This is a genomic window from Pseudomonas umsongensis, from assembly GCF_002236105.1.
In the GTDB taxonomy this organism is placed as follows: Bacteria; Pseudomonadota; Gammaproteobacteria; order Pseudomonadales; family Pseudomonadaceae; genus Aquipseudomonas; species Aquipseudomonas umsongensis.
Window position 1 is genome coordinate 144847 of sequence record NZ_NIWU01000009.1, and the last position, 15699, is coordinate 160545.

Here is a 15699-nt window from a genome sequence, read left to right on the forward strand (position 1 = left end):
CTCTCCTATAAACCATGTCCCCACCGCATCCTGTTTGACGGTTTCATATCGCCTCGGCATGCTTCGGCAGCCCGATAGAAATCAATGCAGCGAGCAGAACGAATGCGCTCGATATCCACAAGCATGCTTCCAGCCCATACACCTGATAAACCCAGCCGGACAGCACCGTGCCTATCAGCCGCCCCATGGCGTTGGACATGTAATAAAACCCCACGTCCAGCGACACGCCGTCTTCCTTGGCGTAAGAGACAATCAGGTAGCTGTGCAGCGACGAATTCACCGCGAACAGCGCGCCAAAGACCATTAATCCGCCGAGTAATACCTCCTGCTGTGACACCCCGGTGTTTAGCCCGAGAGCAATGGCCGCAGGCATTCCCGCCAATGCAAGTGCCCACAGGAACGCCGCACGACCATCCGGTACGTGCCCTCGTTTCTTGCCGGTGATGTTGGGCGCGAAGGATTGCACAATGCCGTAGCCAATCACCCAGGCCGCGAGGAATCCGCCAACCTCCCAGAAGTCCCAGCCGAAAACGCCGCTAAGGTAAACCGGCAAGGCCACCACGAACCAAACGTCGCGGGCGCCAAACAGAAACATCCGTGCTGCCGAAAGAATATTGATCGCCCGGCTCTTGGACAGGATGTCGCGAAACTTAGGCTTGGCTTTCGCTTTGCCCAGGTCCTTCTTCAACAGGATCAAGCTGCTGATCCAAATCAGCGCCAAGACACCCGCCATGGCCAGCAAGGCACCTTTGAAGCCGATGAGTGCCAACAAGGCTCCGCCCAGAAAGAAACCCACACCCTTGAGTGCGTTCTTCGAGCCGGTGAGAATCGCCACCCACTTGTAGAGCTTGCCCTGCTGCCCATCAGGAACCAGAAGCTTGATGGAGCTTTTGGCACTCATCTTATTCAGGTCTTTGGCGATCCCCGACAACGCCTGAGCGCCCATCACCCAGGGGATGGTCAGCCAGGCCGAGGGCACTGTCAGCATCAGCAGCGCCGCGACCTGTATGCCCAACCCGATGTTCATGGTTCGGTTCAGACCCAGCCGAGCACCGAGATAGCCGCCCACAAGATTGGTGATTACGCCAAAGAGTTCGTAGAACAGGAACAACGCCGCGATTTGCAGTGGGCTGTAGCCCAACGCGTGAAAGTGCAGCACCACCAACATGCGCAAAGCGCCGTCGGTGAGGGTGAAGGCCCAGTAGTTGCCCGTCACGAGCAGATACTGCCGCACTTCCGGAGCGAGGGCTGACAACGCTTTCATGATCGCTCCTCAGACTGCCAGGCCGACCATTTTGGCCAGTTCGACGGTACGGTTGGCATAGCCCCATTCGTTGTCGTACCAGGCGTAAAGTTTGACCTGGGTGCCGTTGATGACCATGGTCGAGAGCGCATCAATGATCGATGAACGCGGGTCGGTACGGTAGTCAATGGACACCAATGGACGCTCCTCGAAACCGAGGATGCCTTTCAGCTCTTTCTCGGAAGCGTCCTTGAGGAGCTTATTCACCTCCTCCACAGTGGTGGCTCGCTCGACCTCGAAGACACAATCAGTCAACGAAGCGTTGGCCAGCGGTACGCGTACAGCGTGACCATTCAGGCGTCCGCGCAGCTCCGGGAAGATTTCGGCGATGGCAGTGGCCGAGCCGGTACTGGTTGGGATCAGGCTCATGCCGGAAGCACGCGCACGGCGCAGATCCTTGTGCGGCTGATCGAGAATGCTCTGGGTGTTGGTCAGGTCGTGGATGGTGGTGATCGAACCGTGGCGAATGCCCAGCTTCTCGTGGATCACTTTCACCACTGGCGCCAGACAGTTGGTGGTGCACGAAGCGGCGGTGACGATGCGATGCTCAGCCGGGTTGAACAGCTGATGGTTGACGCCCATGACGATGTTCAATGCGCCTTTTTCCTTCACCGGAGCGCAGACCACCACACGTTTAACGCCCTGATCCAGGTAGGCCTGCAACACCTCCACAGTTTTCATCTTGCCGCTGGCCTCGATCACCAGATCGCAACCCGACCAGTCGGTGTCGCCAATCGCTTTGTTCGCGGTCACCTTGATGCGCTTGCCGCCGATCACTACCTGATCGCCCTCTGCGCTGGCTTCGCTGTGCCAACGACCGTGCACAGAGTCGAAGTTGATCAGGTGCGCATGGGTTACTGCATCGCCTGCCGGATCGTTGATCTGCACGAATTCAAACTCCGGCCAGCTCCAGGCGGCTCGCAGCGCGAGGCGACCGATCCGACCAAAACCATTGATGCCAACTTTGATAGTCATGTTGATGTGCTCTGTATCTGTTGTCAGAGGGAGTTCGACTGGGTGTCGAACTGACCGATGTATTCAATGTGGGCAGGATGCTGAATGGCGCGTGGACGCAACGACTGGACATCGCGGATGGCATCACTAAATGGCACACCGCTCTCGATCAATAACTGAGCGGCGACCAAGCCCGTACGACCCGAGCCGCCCTTGCAATGGATAGCAATCGTGTTCCCTTCGGTCAGCAGCTGCTGGAGTCGCGGATGATGCTGTTCCCATGCGGCTTTGAATGCTTCGCCAGGCGCTTGATCGTCTTCTATTGGCAGGTGAAACCACTCGATGCCGAGCATTTGGCACTCTTCGGGCAGCAGGTCGATCTCGTTCTGAAGCAACTCCTCGGTCGGCATCAGCGTCAGCAACGCCGATGTGCCTGCGTCCTTGAGGGTTTGCACCGCCTCGAAAGGCTTGGTGCCCTTTGTGCCGGGGCACGGGGTGAAGATCAATTGGCCATTGAACTGTGCCAGAGGCAGCACGGAATAAGGGTGTTGTGACAAGGTGAAAAATCCTCAGATGGAGCGCTGATTAACACGTTTCATGAGTGCTTCCGCTGACTCTTTGCGCTCGGAATAACGATCAACCAGATAGTCCTGGCGGTCACGAAGCAGCAGCGTGAATTTCACCAACTCTTCCATCACATCGACGACACGGTCGTAGAACGGAGAAGGTTTCATCCGGCCGTGATCATCGAACTCCATATAGGCCTTCGGCACAGAGGATTGGTTGGGGATGGTGAACATGCGCATCCAACGTCCCAGCACTCTCAGCTGATTGACCACGTTGAACGACTGCGAGCCACCGCATACCTGCATGACCGCAAGGGTTTTGCCCTGGGTCGGGCGTACCGCGCCCATGGCCAGTGGCACCCAGTCGATCTGTGCCTTGAACACTGCGCTCATGGAGCCGTGACGTTCAGGAGAGCACCAGACCTGCCCCTCGGACCACAGCATCAGCTCGCGCAGTTCTTTCACACGGGGGTGATCGTCAGGGGCGTCATCTGGCAGCGGCAAACCTGACGGATTGAAGATTCGCGTCTCCGCGCCGAAGTGCTCCAGCAGTCGAGCGGCTTCCTCCACCAACAGACGGCTGAAGGAGCGCTCACGGGTCGACCCGTACAGCAGCAAAATGCGCGGCTTATGGATGGAGGTCTTTTCGATGCCGAGCTTGTCTGTCGAGGGGAGATCAACCAGTTCGGTTTCGAGTTGGGGGATAGGGTCATCAAACATAGTCTTTGTCCTGCGCAATGGTGCTCTTGGAGTCATCGAACCAGCGGCGTTTCAACCAGAGGGCCACACCGACCAGGGAAATCAGCACTGGCACTTCCACCAACGGGCCAATCACCGTGGCGAAGGCGACCGGGGAAGCCAAGCCGAAGGTGGCAATAGCCACGGCAATCGCCAGTTCGAAGTTGTTGCTCGCGGCTGTAAACGCCAGTGCGGTGGTACGTGGGTAATCAGCCTTGAGCAGCCTGCCCATCCAGAAGCTGATGAAAAACATCACCACGAAGTAAATCGTCAGAGGGACCGCGATACGCAATACATCCAGCGGCAATTGCAGCACCACATCACCCTTGAGGCTGAACATGGCCACGATGGTCAACAACAGTGCCACCAGTGTCAGCGGGCTGATCTTTGGAATGAAGCGTTCCTGAAACCAAGCTTCACCTCTACGGGCAATGAGGATCCTGCGGGTCAGGAAGCCTGCCAGGAACGGCACACCCAGGTAGATCAGGACCGACTCGGCAATGCTGACAAAGCTGGTCTCAATCACACTGCCTTCCAACCCAAAAAGCGGCGGCAGCAGACCAAGGAAGACCCAGGCATACACACTGAAAAACAGGATCTGGAAGATGCTGTTGAACGCTACCAGCCCAGCGACGTACTGGTTGTTGCCTCCCGCGATCTGATTCCAGACCAGCACCATCGCGATGCAACGAGCCAACCCGATCAGGATCAGGCCCGTCATATATTCCGGTTGGTCTCGAAGGAAGATGATCGCCAGCGCGAACATCAACACCGGGCCGATGACCCAGTTCTGGACCAAAGACAAAACGAGGATGCGCTTGTCCTTGAAGACTTCCGGCAGTTCCTCATAACGAACCTTTGCCAGAGGCGGATACATCATCACCATCAAGCCGATAGCGATGGGGATGTTGGTTGTGCCCACAGAAAGACTGTTAAGCCATTGCGGCCAGCCTTCGAACAGGCTCCCCAAACCGATACCCAAGGCCATGGCGAGAAAAATCCACAGGGTCAGGTATCGGTCCAGGAAGGAAAGGCGGCTTTTACTCATGATCATTGCTCCTGTGGTTACAACGTGCCAATCAGGGCCAGCTCTGCCTTGAGCTGTTCGGCACTCAGTTGGGAAAGCGGTAATGCCAGGAAGGCTTCAATACGGGTTTTAGGCTATTGGCAGTGCAGAGGAGCTGGATTTTCATCGAGTGATCTCGTGGTCGAAGGCGGAATCAGGCGATTTTGCTTTCACAGCACACGGCTGCCCGTTCAGGACGGTCACCCATTTCATCAAGGCGTTTGGCATCAGGGCTCAACCAGTGCTTGTTGCTTTCCAGCACGGTGGTCAGTACTTGATGAACCCAATCAGGGAGATTCGGGTGCAGTCGGTAATACACCCATTGGCCTTGCCGACGGTCCGACAACAGGCCGCAAGTACGCAGCTGCGCCAGGTGCCTGGAGATTTTTGGCTGACTCTCGTTCAACGCGCAGGTCAGCTCGCAAACACATAGCTCTCCTTCACGGGTGATGAGCATCATCGTGCGGACCCGAGTGTCGTCGGCCAGGCATTTGAAAACAGTGGTCGGTGTCAGATGGTCAGCCATATCGTTTCTCAGTGTTTGTTTTTGACCAAGACGAACATCTTGATGCGCTCATGATTCGTGAAGGGTGTGACGGAAGGCATCGGGCTTGGTGCTGGTGACCGGGTCTTCAAAACTCCAGGCCAATGACTCCCCCGCTCCAGGTAAAGACAGGCATTGCGCTGCGGCTTTATCACACAAGGTGATGACGTAATCGAAACGCTCACCACCGAACTCGTCTATCGACTTGCTACGTAATCCTTCGGTGCTCACGCCGATGTGTGAAAGCGCCTCGAAGGTGCGCGGATCTACCTGAGTTGGAGTTGTGCCGGCGCTGAACGCCTCGAAATGCTCCGAATCGGTATGCCTCAGCAACGCTTGGGCCAACTGGGAGCGTGCAGCGTTGGCAGTACAGACGAACAGGACACGGGCTTTGCGGGTCATTGTGAAGTCTCAGTTCATATGCGGCTTAACGAATATATGTTTTTCCGTATACAAGGTAAAGAGCCAACGACCCATTAATCCATCAAAACGATTAGACTCCGCCAAGCACCTTCAATGAAAGCTGCGTATTACGGCGCTAGCCCGCCTTCCGTGCCTCTTCAAATATCTGCGGTAGTGTATATATGGTTTCTGCAATGAATCAGTCACTCACGCAGAAAAAGGTCGCTCCTTGGTTCAAGGACTACCTGAACGTGCAAAAGAAAATAAGAAGGTCGCCCTTAACCCGCCCCGGTCATCGAGGGCGGGTTCTGTTGCTGCGCACTAGGCTTTGCAACACCCCGGCGAGGTACGAGGCGCGGCCTCAAGGATTGTCTCTCCGGTGCCACAACAAGACGTCTGACTTGCCGAGGCCTTCAAGCGATCATCGACTTCATCGAAATCCGAGTTGCAAATGCCCGTTTCCGGAAGGATCAGCTCAACCCTTTTGGCCGCATCCCAATCACCCGCCAGCGCCTCGACGACAGAGCGAACTTGCTCCTACCCGGTCATCAACAAGAACGTAGGTGCCCGACCATAGCTCTTCATCCCAACGATGAACAAACCTTCCTCAGGATGGGCAAGTTCTATCGCGCCATGAGGCCTGACCGTACCGCAGCTGTGCGCGTTGGGATCGATCATTGGAGCGAGCAACACTGCGCTTTGAGTTGCGGGATCAAGTGCAATACGCAACTCGGCGAGCAGGCTCATGTCAGGTCGGAATCCAGTCGCCACAATGATTTGGTCCACAGGTGGAAGTATCTGGTCTCCGGCCCTCACAACCAACCCTTGACCACTGCCTACAACCTGATCGATAGCGACGTTTTTGAACAGCTCGATCACGCCGTCATTCAGCAATTGGCGAATCTTCAGGCCGAGCTTTCCGCGCTCTTCCAATTGATCATTCGCCCCCCCCCCCCCCAGAATGCGCTCAAGAGAATTACCCCGGATCGCCCAGAGCACTCTGGTTTGCGGTGCCTCCTGAATCAGACGCACCAGATCCTGTAGGGCGTTAAACGCGGAGTGACTTCAGCTGATCATTGGGACTCTCTATAGAAAAACCACTCACTCTCCGGGCCGCCCAGAATCGTTCAAGGCAAAAGCATGGTCTGGAATCCATTGCTCGGGATCGATCACACGGTGTCGAACTGCACTGCGCGAACGGCTACCTCGTGAGCCCGTTCATTTGCGCCCACACCAATCGTCGTGACAACAAACATGGTGGTTCACTGCAAAACCGCCTACGCTTGTTAAATGATCCCCGAGCCTGTGCTCAGATGATGTATCGGGCTGGAGCGATCTGATTTCCTTCTACCGTCCGCTCTTCGCCAAATCCGGACCTGCCTCGCGTATCGCCAGCAACTGGCCCCTCAATCCGGTCGACCCGACCAGCATGTACGGCGCAACGGGAAGGCTACACGCACTACCCCACCTGTCGTTCTCAAGCGACCGATGCCGCAGCACCTCTGGAAATAGGGCGCTGTCCACGTTCTCCCATTGAGGAAGATTAGTATGTATCGGCCGAGCACGATTCCTTATCAGCAGCATCGAGGGTTCAGCCGAACCTTCACACAGGGTCATTTGAGCCTTGGATTGTTCTTTCCTTTGGAGGCCTTCGATGGGGACACTCCGAGCATGCTCAACCAGGTCGCACTGGCCAAACAAGCAGAGGCGCTGGGCTTCTGCGCGCTCTGGTTCCGCGACGTGCCGCTTCGGGACCCTGGTTTCGGCGATGTTGGCCAACTGTTCGACCCCTGGGTTTACCTGGGATATATGGCCGCTCATACGTCGGAGATAGCGCTTGGCACTGCCTCCATTGCCATCCCTCTACACCATCCTCTGCACACGGCCAAGGCGTCGGCCAGCGTCGATCAGTTGAGCGCAGGTCGCTTGATTCTGGGGGTAGCTTCCGGCGATCGCCCAGTGGAGTTTTCGGCTTTTGGCGTCGATCCCGAAAGACGCGGAGAAATCTTTCGAGAACACTACGAGGTGATTCGCCAAGCCCACAGCACCAGCTTTGAACCCATCCGCTGGAGCAGTGGTGAGATGCGCGGCGCAGACCTCATTCCGAAACCCACAACCCAAGTCATTCCAATGCTCGTGACCGGCAATAGTCGCCAGTCACTGGACTGGATCGCGCGCGAAAGCGTCGGATGGATCAACTATCCACGTATACCGAACATGCAGCGACTGATCGTGGAAGATTGGCGGCTGGAGGTCATGAAGCAATGTGGCTCCGTCTATAAGCCCTTCACTCAGTCGCTTTACATCGACCTCGATGAGAATCCGTCCACGCCACCCACTCGCATTCATTTGGGGTTCAAACTTGGACGCTACCATCTCCGGTTTTTGCTGGAGTCGCTTGAGGAAATCGGAGTGGACCACGTTATCCTGAATCTCAAATACGGAAAGCGCCCTGCTGCGCAAGTCATTGAGGAGCTGGGTACTCACATCGTTCCGCAATTCGGAGTACAGCCGCTTCCTGAAGAGAATTGATAGGCCGGCCGCTTCCTTGCCGGCCGAGGCGGTATGGTTCAACAGGTTGAAACATCAGGCTGATACCTGTTCAAGGAATATCAGTTGCAACGGCTCTTCGAGCAGGTCATCTACCGTCGCGGCAAAGCGCTGAAAGTACGGCATCGAAAAATGCGCATCCAGCGCCGCCTGATCCCTGAAAGCCTCGCGCATGTAGAACGTGCCCTGCTCGTCACGCAGCTTGAACAACACATAGTCGAGATTGCCCGGCTCTGCGCGAGTCGGCTCGACCAGCGCCAGCAATTCTTGTTTCAATGCCTGTTCTTTGCCTGCTTTGGCCTTGAGCACGGCAATCGATACCAACACGTTACTGGACGTATTCACCGTCAACGCTCCAACAATAAAAAAATGGAAAGTGATGCCGCGGGCAGTTCAGCGGGCCCACAAGCGAGCCCGCCTGATGGATGAGTGAAATCAGAAACCTTCGAGAACGATCTTGCCCCGGGCCTTGCCGCTCTCGACCAGCGCATGGGCACGACGCATGTTTGCCGCATTGATCGCACCGAAGTGCTCGCCCACGGTGGTTTGCAGAACACCTTGGTCAATCAGAGCGCTGACCCGGTTGAGCAGGTGATGCTGGTTGATCATGTCCGGGGTTTCATACAGCGAGCGGGTGAACATCAGCTCCCAATGCAACGACAGCGACTTGCGCTTGAGTGGCATCACGTCGAGGCTTTCGGGATCGTCAATCACACCCAGACGCCCTTGCGGCTTGAGCACGTCGATCAGTTGTGCAAAGTGCTGTTCGGTGTGAGTCAGGCTGGCGACATAGTCGATCTGCGGCACGTCGAGCGCTTGCAACTGTGCGAGCAGTGGCTGGCTGTGATCGATCACGTGATGCGCCCCCAACTGCCGCACCCAATCAGCGGTTTCCTGGCGTGAGGCAGTTCCGATGACGGTCAGGCGGGTCAACTGTCGGGCCAGTTGCACCAGCATCGAACCGACGCCGCCAGCCGCTCCAGTGATCAACAGGCACTTGCCCTCCCCCGAACCCTCGACGACACCAAGCCGGTCAAACAACAATTCCCATGCAGTGATCGAGGTCAACGGCAACGCGGCCGCATCGGCTGCACTCAATGAACGAGGCTTGTGCCCGACGATCCGCTCATCGACCAAATGGAATTCGCTGTAGCTGCCGGTGCGGGCAATCGAGCCGGCATAGAACACTTCATCGCCCGGCTGAAACAGCGTCACTCCAGAGCCGACCTCGCGGACAATGCCTGTGGCATCCCAGCCGAGGATTTTCGGTTCTTTTGTGAAAGTTCCGGCGCGCACCTTAGTGTCGACCGGATTCACTGATACCGCGCGAACTTCAACCAGCAGATCCCGTGGGCCAGGCGTGGGCATCGGGAGGTTGATATCAATCAATGCTTGTGGATTGTCGATGGGCAAGGCGTGTTCGGTAAAGGTGATGGCTTTCATGGACACTCGCTGTCTGAAGGGTTGGTGCATTCACTTGCGGCCATCTTCGACTTCCCATGTACAAAGAAAAACAAGCAGAATGCGCCAACACTTTCACTGCAGGAGTGAAAATGATCCGCATCGATGATCTTGGTTTATTCATCCGCAGCGCCGCGCTGGGCAGTTTCACCGCAGCGGCGCTGGAGGTTGACTTGCTGCCTGGTCAGGTCGCGGCCGCCATCAAACGTCTGGAACGCGAACTGGACGTGCGACTGTTCGCCCGCACCACTCGCAGCCTGCGATTGACTGCCGAGGGCGAGCAATATCTGCCCACCGCCCACGCAGTGCTTGAAACCCTGAAGCAAGGCAAGGAAAACCTGCGCGGTGAGAACGCCACGCTGCGGGGCGTACTGCAAGTGACAGCGCCGTCCGATCTGGGGCGCAACATACTGCTGCCGTGGTTGACGCTGTTCCGCCGTCAGCATCCGGAATTGACGTTGCGTTTTTTCCTGTCGGACCAGATGGCCAATCTGTTTCGCGACCCGGTGGACGTGGCGATTCGATACGGCCCGAATGAAGACGCCAACTATGTGGCACTGCCGCTCGCACCGTGGAACCAGCGGGTGCTGGTTGCCTCGCCGGAGTATGTGCAACGCTGCGGTGCTCCCCAAACGCCGGATGACTTGAGCAAGCATCCCTGCCTGCTCTATTGGCAAAATGGCCGGGTCTACGACAAGTGGAACCTGGGCGGGCAAACCGTGCAGGTTTCAGGACCGTTGTTCAGCGACGACGCCGATGTCGTGCGGCGCTGGTCATTGGAGGGTGAAGGTATCGCCTACAAATCCTGGCTGGATGTCAGTGCAGATATCGCTGCAGAGCGTCTGCTTGTGCTGCTGCCGGATTATCCCGGGGAAGCTTCACCGTTGAGCCTGGTGTGCCCACATCGCAAGCAGATCAGCCCTGCGGTTTCGCAGCTTTATACGTGGTTGAGGGGCCAGTTTTCTGCTCTGGAGCGCAGTTGAACCGAATGACGGCGATTGATGCCAATCCGCAATCCCCCTGCACACCACCAAGGCCGTAACCAGTGTCGATCAGCTCAGTGATGGCCGCCTGTTACTCGGCGTGACGTGCGGTGAGGGTGGATCAGCAATCCGCCAGGTGGCAAAAACTTAATCAAAGAAGGCCAGGGTGCGAACTTCGATACTCTCGCGCGGTGGGGCTCCCGGCGGCGTATTTGGGTCCCGGAAGGCGGTATGGGGCGTGAAGCGGGCTCGGCCGTCGTGACGCGAGTCATACCCCTTGATCAGCAAGACTTCGTCACGGCGCATGTCCGGAAAATAGTACCAGCGCTGGTGCGGATTGTAGGCCAGGTGGTAGATCTCACCGATACGATCCGGATAGACCAAGTCGGTGGCCAGCAGGTCGTCGGGGTCGAGCGTCGAGGCGTCCAGCACGGCCAGCGGCGAGCGCTTGACGGGCCCACTCATCGGACGCCAGAGGTTGATCTGGGCCACCGGGACCGCTGCCAGTGTGACGGCCTGATCCCCGCCCAGCGCGTCGCGGATACGCTCAGGCCCCGAGCGCTCGGTGTAGTCATTATGCACACGGCTGGCTGGGCCGCGAATACCCCGTCGCTCGGCGTCGCTGCGCCTGGTGTGGTCGAAAATGACGACCCGGCTCGCGCCCGTCAACTCCATGATCAAGGCCTTGACCTCGTCATAGTAGACGCTTTCCACTGAGGTATCGTCGTAGAGGTCGTCAACCACCGTATCCCGCCGATGCAGTTCAAACCCCTGTTTGTCCAGAGAAAGGCTGTCTGCCAAGGGACGACCGTTGTATATCGGGACCTCGCGCTCCTCCTGCTCAGCAAAATAGTGCGGTTCACTATCACCAGTCAGAGCCTCGGTATGCACGTAGGGCTTTGCATCGTGCTTGACCAGGTAGGTAAGTGTCGTGATGACACTGGCGGGCATATCAGTTGTGCACTTCAAGTAACACCTCCCGGTCTGCTGACCGCATCCGGCGTGGTGTCACCGTGGCGGAGCTGTAGCATGCATGTAAACTGCCTCACTTTTGATCATATGCCTTCGAATGGGTACTTTCAAATGCACCTCGAGGTGCATCGCCCCGACCCGCGTCGCAAACAGGGATTGGGAAAGACAAAACTAGATATTGACATATCTCGATTTCACAAATAGTCTGGATTCCAAGCCACCCCACGTACTCCAGGAGGCGCCCAAATGCGAGGGTTATCCCTGCAACGCTCGAACGGGTGGCAAGTCGGCCATCATCCTCTTCCCGTATGCGAAGGGATCAAGGATGAAGCGGTTGTTCCGATCCCGTGGAGCCGCATCGATTTAACTTAATACATCGATATTTCTAGATATGCAGGTAAATGAAATGACACAATCCGCGCTCTTCAAAACCGCACAACTGGGGCCCTACACCCTCAAGAATCGAATCGTTTTGCCACCGCTGACCCGTTCGCGTAGCTCCCAGCCCGGCAACATTGCGAACGATCTCATGGCCACTTATTACCGCCAGCGTACTGGTGCGGGGTTCATGGTGACCGAAGGCACCCAGATCGAGCCTCGTGGTCAGGGTTACGCCTGGACTCCCGGCATTTACAGCGCCGAGCAGATCGAAGGCTGGCGCAAAATCACCGACGCCGTTCACGCCGAAGGGGGTGTGATCTTCGCTCAACTTTGGCATGTCGGCCGAGTGTCGCATACGTCCCTGCAGCCCGGCGGTGAAGCGCCGGTCGCGCCGTCAGCCATCAAGGCGGACAACGTCAAGGTATTCATCGAGACCGGTCCCGGCACGGGCGCACTGGCCGATCCATCGACCCCGCGCGCGCTTTCCACCACAGAGGTGAAAGAACTGGTCCAGCTCTATGCCCAGGCAGCCCGCAATGCCCTGGACGCAGGGTTCGACGGGGTGGAACTGCACTGCGCGAATGGCTACCTGGTGAACCAGTTCATTTCCGCCCACACAAACCAGCGTGATGATGAATATGGTGGCTCGTTGCAAAATCGACTGCGCTTCCTGCGCGAAATCACCCAGGCAGTTGCTGGCGTCGTAGGCAAGGAGCGCATGGGCGTACGCTTCGCCCCGCTATTCGCGAGCACCGATGAAGATCGCGTCTACCTCGGCCTGGTCGAGGAAGATCCCCATCAGACCTATGTAGAAGCGGTGAAGATTCTCGAGGAAGTGGGTATCGCCTATCTGTCGCTTGCCGAGGCCGACTGGGAGGACGCCCCCGATCTCCCTGAAGCGTTCCGGGAGGATATTCGCAGTATCTTCAGCGGCAAGATTCTCTATGCCGGCAGGTACACCGCCGAACGCGGAAATCGTGTCATCCAGGCCGGCTGGGGCGATCTGATCGCATTTGGCCGTCCTTTCATCGCTAACCCCGACCTGCCCGCCCGTATCGCCAACAACTGGCCGCTCAACCCGGTCGACCCGACAAGCATGTATGGCGGTACCGACAAAGGCTACACCGACTACCCGAGCTATCGTCCCTGAGTGATCGAGGCCGCGCCCCAGACTTCCAGGGCGCGGCTAACGCTTGCTGACCGCAGACAAGAGTTCAGTCCAGGTCATCCGAACCTGGGAATGGGACTGCAATCAGCAATGATCTTGGCGGGTGACAAACGTACCGCAGAGGTCATTTTGGCGCCTTCCAATTTTCCGTGCGAACGAGGAAGATATCGTAATATCGCGAAAAACAGGTATCGCAAATTTTATGAACATTGACATCAACGAAGCCCTGAAAGCCTTGGCGAACCCGATGCGCCTCGACATCCTCAATTGGCTCAAGGATCCCAGGACGAACTTTCCGGAGCAGGAAGTCGACCCGGAAACAGTAGGTGTATGCGTCAGCATCATCCAGGAGCGCACGGGCCTTTCGCAGTCCACTACATCGCTTTACCTCACATCCCTGCAGCGCGCGCACCTGCTAACCTCGCAGCGGATAGGCCCTTGGACCTATTACAAACGCCACGAGGAAAATATCGATGCCTTTTTCAAAGTGCTGCAAGAAAAGATCTAGGTCCACGTTACCCGATTTAGACGGGGTGGGCCGCCACCCACTCTTTGAGATGAGCAATAAAACTGAGAACAGTCGGAGCGATGTTTTCTCTTGAAGGGTATACCGCATAGATTCCCACCGGGGGCTCAATGGCCCAATCGGAAAATGCTTCCACCAGCTTTCCTGAATCAAGATCATCTCGTACATGCCAGTCCATCAGCAGCGCTACTCCATGCCCATCAATTGCCATCTGGCGAACCACTTCCCCCAAACTGGATGAAAAACGGTTGCGTATTTTGCACGTTTTTTTAACGCCCCCTCGGGACATAGTCCAACTGGAATCTTTTCCGACGATGAGGCCGTCCAGCGTGGTCAAGTCTTTTAGAGAGGTAGGCACGCCCTGTTTTTCCCAATATTGGGGGGCGGCGCAAATCAGACGTCGGGACGCAGAAATCCTCTGCGCGATCAGGGATGAATCGGCCAATACTCCGTGCCGAATCGCAAGGTCGGTACCATGGACGGCCAAATCAACCAGTTGATCTGTTGGGTGTAGATCAACGATAACGCCAGGATAGCGTTTGAGATAACTGCTCACGACGCTCGATAAATAACCTTGGGCAAATGTCGCGGAAGCGGTTATGCGTAGATGACCGGTAATCTCGGTCTTCTGGAAAAATCCTCGCTCGGCCTTTTCGACGCTTTCCAGGATGCTTAGTGCGTGTTGATAAAGCTTCTCACCGTCCGAAGTGGGACTTAGCTTGCGGGTGGTGCGGTTAAAAAGTCTCCGACCAACGCTGTCTTCAAGGGCCAGAAGACGCTTGCTTGCGCCTGCGGCAGTCATCCCCATTCGTTCGGACGCTGCGCGGATGGAACCCTCCTCGAAAACAGCAATAAACAACCGCAATTCATCAATGGAATCCAGCATTTATTACCAACCAAAAGGACCGAAAGATTCAATAATTCTAGCGTATTTATCCCATATTACTGATGATAAATTTGTTGGCCTATTGTTCCTCGGAGTTTAAGCCTTGAAAGCCATTGTGATAAATCAGCATGGTAACTCAGACCTTTTTGTAGAAATTAATACGGAAAACCCCGTTGCCCGCCCAGGTCATGTGATTATCGACGTGCGGGCGACAAGCGTGAATCCAGTGGACACGAAAATTCGTCGGGGCAGCGAAGGTACAGCCGGTCTGACTTTTCCGGCAATTCTTCACATCGATGTTTCAGGGGTCGTCAGCTCTGTCGGTGCTGGTGTGACTCGCTTTGACGTAGGCGATGAAGTCTATGGCTGTTTCGGTGGCATCGTGGGGATTCCCGGTGCGCTGGCAGATCAGATGGAGGCCGATGCCGAGATGCTTGCTCTAAAACCCAAGTCGCTCTCTTTTGGCGAAGCAGCCAGCTTGCCCCTCGTGGCAATTACGGCCTGGGAGGCGCTGATTGACCGAGCCTCGATCAAACCCAATGACAACGTCTTGGTGCATGGTGGCACCGGTGGAGTTGGGCACATCGGCATTCAATTGGCGAAGGTCCAGGGGGCCAGGGTTTCGACGACGGTTTCAACGCCAGAAAAAGCGGAAATTGCCCGTCGGCTGGGCGCCGATGAGATTATTTTCTATAACAGCGAAACGCCCCAGGAATACAGCCAGCGAATCACCGAAGGAAAAGGATTCGATACGGTCTTTGATACCTTGGGCGGTGAGGTCTTACAAAACTCACTGAAAGCCGCGAAGCTTAAAGGTCATGTCGTCTCGATCATCGGTTACGACCGCTACGATCTGACCGAAATGCACTTCAAGGCATTGAGGCTCGACTTTGTATTCATGGCTATTTCGATCATTCATAATGAAGACCGCAAGCACCATGGCGAAATCCTGCAAAGACTAGCTGCCTTGGTTGATCGCGGCCTGGTTAAACCACTGATTGATGAGCACCATGACTTCACTGTTGAGGGTGTCAGCGCGGCACATGTGCGCCTTGAGTCAGGCAATGCTATTGGCAAAGTCGTCATTGAGCGACAGGCTAAGTTGGTGGGGGTGGCATAACGAGGGCTCAAGGCCAGACCATTGGAAGTATTTCAATAGCGCTAAAACTTAGTCGCTCGCGCCCGTACCTTTCCGCAAG

Annotated in this window: 16 protein-coding genes and 2 pseudogenes; 6 read left to right on the forward strand and 12 right to left on the reverse strand. The window is 56.4% G+C overall.

The features are described from left to right. Positions 1 to 43: 43 nt before the first annotated feature. The 8 genes and pseudogenes from arsJ to PSUM_RS32270 form a co-directional block, all read right to left on the reverse strand. Positions 44 to 1264 carry an organoarsenical effux MFS transporter ArsJ gene (gene arsJ, locus PSUM_RS29005; protein WP_083348652.1) on the reverse strand — a complete coding sequence of 407 codons (1221 nt, stop codon included), beginning with the start codon at positions 1262 to 1264 and terminating at the stop codon, positions 44 to 46. A 9-nt stretch (positions 1265 to 1273) separates the two neighbouring features. Next, positions 1274 to 2278, reverse strand: a complete 1005-nt coding sequence (locus PSUM_RS29010) for an ArsJ-associated glyceraldehyde-3-phosphate dehydrogenase (RefSeq protein WP_083348651.1) — start codon at positions 2276 to 2278, stop codon at positions 1274 to 1276. Positions 2279 to 2301: 23 nt separating this feature from the next. Then, positions 2302 to 2814: a phosphatase domain-containing putative toxin gene (locus tag PSUM_RS29015; RefSeq protein WP_033040693.1), complete on the reverse strand. Its 513-nt coding sequence runs from the start codon at positions 2812 to 2814 to the stop codon at positions 2302 to 2304. A 12-nt stretch (positions 2815 to 2826) separates the two neighbouring features. Further along, positions 2827 to 3543 carry an arsenical resistance protein ArsH gene (gene arsH, locus PSUM_RS29020; RefSeq protein ID WP_020799268.1) on the reverse strand — a complete coding sequence of 239 codons (717 nt, stop codon included), beginning with the start codon at positions 3541 to 3543 and terminating at the stop codon, positions 2827 to 2829. Further along, positions 3536 to 4609: an ACR3 family arsenite efflux transporter gene (arsB, locus tag PSUM_RS29025; protein ID WP_033040695.1), complete on the reverse strand. Its 1074-nt coding sequence runs from the start codon at positions 4607 to 4609 to the stop codon at positions 3536 to 3538. The genes arsH and arsB overlap by 8 nt, the downstream gene beginning before the upstream one ends. A 172-nt stretch (positions 4610 to 4781) precedes the next feature. After that, positions 4782 to 5153 carry a metalloregulator ArsR/SmtB family transcription factor gene (locus tag PSUM_RS29035; RefSeq protein WP_010455862.1) on the reverse strand — a complete coding sequence of 124 codons (372 nt, stop codon included), beginning with the start codon at positions 5151 to 5153 and terminating at the stop codon, positions 4782 to 4784. A gap of 8 nt (positions 5154 to 5161) precedes the next feature. Beyond that, positions 5162 to 5573 (reverse strand): annotated as a pseudogene (locus PSUM_RS29040) (arsenate reductase ArsC). A 537-nt stretch (positions 5574 to 6110) separates the two neighbouring features. Beyond that, on the reverse strand, positions 6111 to 6605 hold the full coding sequence (locus PSUM_RS32270) for an NAD(P)/FAD-dependent oxidoreductase (protein ID WP_249030809.1): 495 nt from the start codon (positions 6603 to 6605) through the stop codon (positions 6111 to 6113). A gap of 143 nt (positions 6606 to 6748) precedes the next feature. Between PSUM_RS32270 and PSUM_RS32755 the strand changes: the two are divergent. Further along, positions 6749 to 7120 (forward strand): annotated as a pseudogene (locus PSUM_RS32755) (oxidoreductase); the annotation flags it as partial. Between the two features lies 1 nt (position 7121). Then, positions 7122 to 8105, forward strand: a complete 984-nt coding sequence (locus PSUM_RS29055) for an LLM class oxidoreductase (protein WP_020800177.1) — start codon at positions 7122 to 7124, stop codon at positions 8103 to 8105. A 54-nt stretch (positions 8106 to 8159) separates the two neighbouring features. Here PSUM_RS29055 and PSUM_RS29060 read toward each other — a convergent pair whose 3' ends face one another. Beyond that, entirely contained in the window at positions 8160 to 8468 is a 309-nt protein-coding gene (locus PSUM_RS29060) for a putative quinol monooxygenase (RefSeq protein ID WP_020800176.1), read from the reverse strand. A 90-nt stretch (positions 8469 to 8558) separates the two neighbouring features. Then, complete coding sequence (locus tag PSUM_RS29065) at positions 8559 to 9566, reverse strand: zinc-binding alcohol dehydrogenase family protein (RefSeq protein WP_033040700.1); 1008 nt, start codon at positions 9564 to 9566, stop codon at positions 8559 to 8561. Positions 9567 to 9676: 110 nt separating this feature from the next. Here PSUM_RS29065 and PSUM_RS29070 point away from each other — a divergent pair, with 110 nt between their 5' ends. Further along, positions 9677 to 10567: a LysR family transcriptional regulator gene (locus PSUM_RS29070; RefSeq protein WP_033040702.1), complete on the forward strand. Its 891-nt coding sequence runs from the start codon at positions 9677 to 9679 to the stop codon at positions 10565 to 10567. A 147-nt stretch (positions 10568 to 10714) separates the two neighbouring features. Here PSUM_RS29070 and PSUM_RS29075 read toward each other — a convergent pair whose 3' ends face one another. Next, entirely contained in the window at positions 10715 to 11536 is an 822-nt protein-coding gene (locus PSUM_RS29075) for a CmcJ/NvfI family oxidoreductase (RefSeq protein ID WP_083348649.1), read from the reverse strand. Between the two features lie 409 nt (positions 11537 to 11945). Here PSUM_RS29075 and PSUM_RS29080 point away from each other — a divergent pair, with 409 nt between their 5' ends. Together PSUM_RS29080 and PSUM_RS29085 are read left to right on the forward strand one after the other, a co-directional pair. Beyond that, on the forward strand, positions 11946 to 13070 hold the full coding sequence (locus PSUM_RS29080) for an alkene reductase (protein WP_083348648.1): 1125 nt from the start codon (positions 11946 to 11948) through the stop codon (positions 13068 to 13070). Between the two features lie 220 nt (positions 13071 to 13290). Further along, entirely contained in the window at positions 13291 to 13596 is a 306-nt protein-coding gene (locus tag PSUM_RS29085; protein WP_083348647.1) for an ArsR/SmtB family transcription factor, read from the forward strand. 16 nt (positions 13597 to 13612) lie between these two features. Here the strand turns inward: PSUM_RS29085 and PSUM_RS29090 are convergent, their stop codons facing one another. Then, positions 13613 to 14500: a LysR family transcriptional regulator gene (locus tag PSUM_RS29090; RefSeq protein WP_083348646.1), complete on the reverse strand. Its 888-nt coding sequence runs from the start codon at positions 14498 to 14500 to the stop codon at positions 13613 to 13615. A 103-nt stretch (positions 14501 to 14603) separates the two neighbouring features. Here PSUM_RS29090 and PSUM_RS29095 point away from each other — a divergent pair, with 103 nt between their 5' ends. Continuing rightward, positions 14604 to 15620: a zinc-dependent alcohol dehydrogenase family protein gene (locus PSUM_RS29095; protein ID WP_083348645.1), complete on the forward strand. Its 1017-nt coding sequence runs from the start codon at positions 14604 to 14606 to the stop codon at positions 15618 to 15620. Positions 15621 to 15699 lie beyond the last annotated feature (79 nt).

Coding starts and splice junctions, on each gene's coding strand:
- PSUM_RS29080 (WP_083348648.1), top strand. CDS start 11,946: ATGACACAATCCGCGCTCTTCAAAACCGCACAACTGGGGCCCTACACC.
- arsJ (WP_083348652.1), bottom strand. CDS start 1,264: ATGAAAGCGTTGTCAGCCCTCGCTCCGGAAGTGCGGCAGTATCTGCTC.
- arsH (WP_020799268.1), bottom strand. CDS start 3,543: ATGTTTGATGACCCTATCCCCCAACTCGAAACCGAACTGGTTGATCTC.
- PSUM_RS29090 (WP_083348646.1), bottom strand. CDS start 14,500: ATGCTGGATTCCATTGATGAATTGCGGTTGTTTATTGCTGTTTTCGAG.
- arsB (WP_033040695.1), bottom strand. CDS start 4,609: ATGAGTAAAAGCCGCCTTTCCTTCCTGGACCGATACCTGACCCTGTGG.
- PSUM_RS29035 (WP_010455862.1), bottom strand. CDS start 5,153: ATGGCTGACCATCTGACACCGACCACTGTTTTCAAATGCCTGGCCGAC.
- PSUM_RS29085 (WP_083348647.1), top strand. CDS start 13,291: ATGAACATTGACATCAACGAAGCCCTGAAAGCCTTGGCGAACCCGATG.
- PSUM_RS29065 (WP_033040700.1), bottom strand. CDS start 9,566: ATGAAAGCCATCACCTTTACCGAACACGCCTTGCCCATCGACAATCCA.
- PSUM_RS29055 (WP_020800177.1), top strand. CDS start 7,122: ATGTATCGGCCGAGCACGATTCCTTATCAGCAGCATCGAGGGTTCAGC.
- PSUM_RS29070 (WP_033040702.1), top strand. CDS start 9,677: ATGATCCGCATCGATGATCTTGGTTTATTCATCCGCAGCGCCGCGCTG.
- PSUM_RS29010 (WP_083348651.1), bottom strand. CDS start 2,278: ATGACTATCAAAGTTGGCATCAATGGTTTTGGTCGGATCGGTCGCCTC.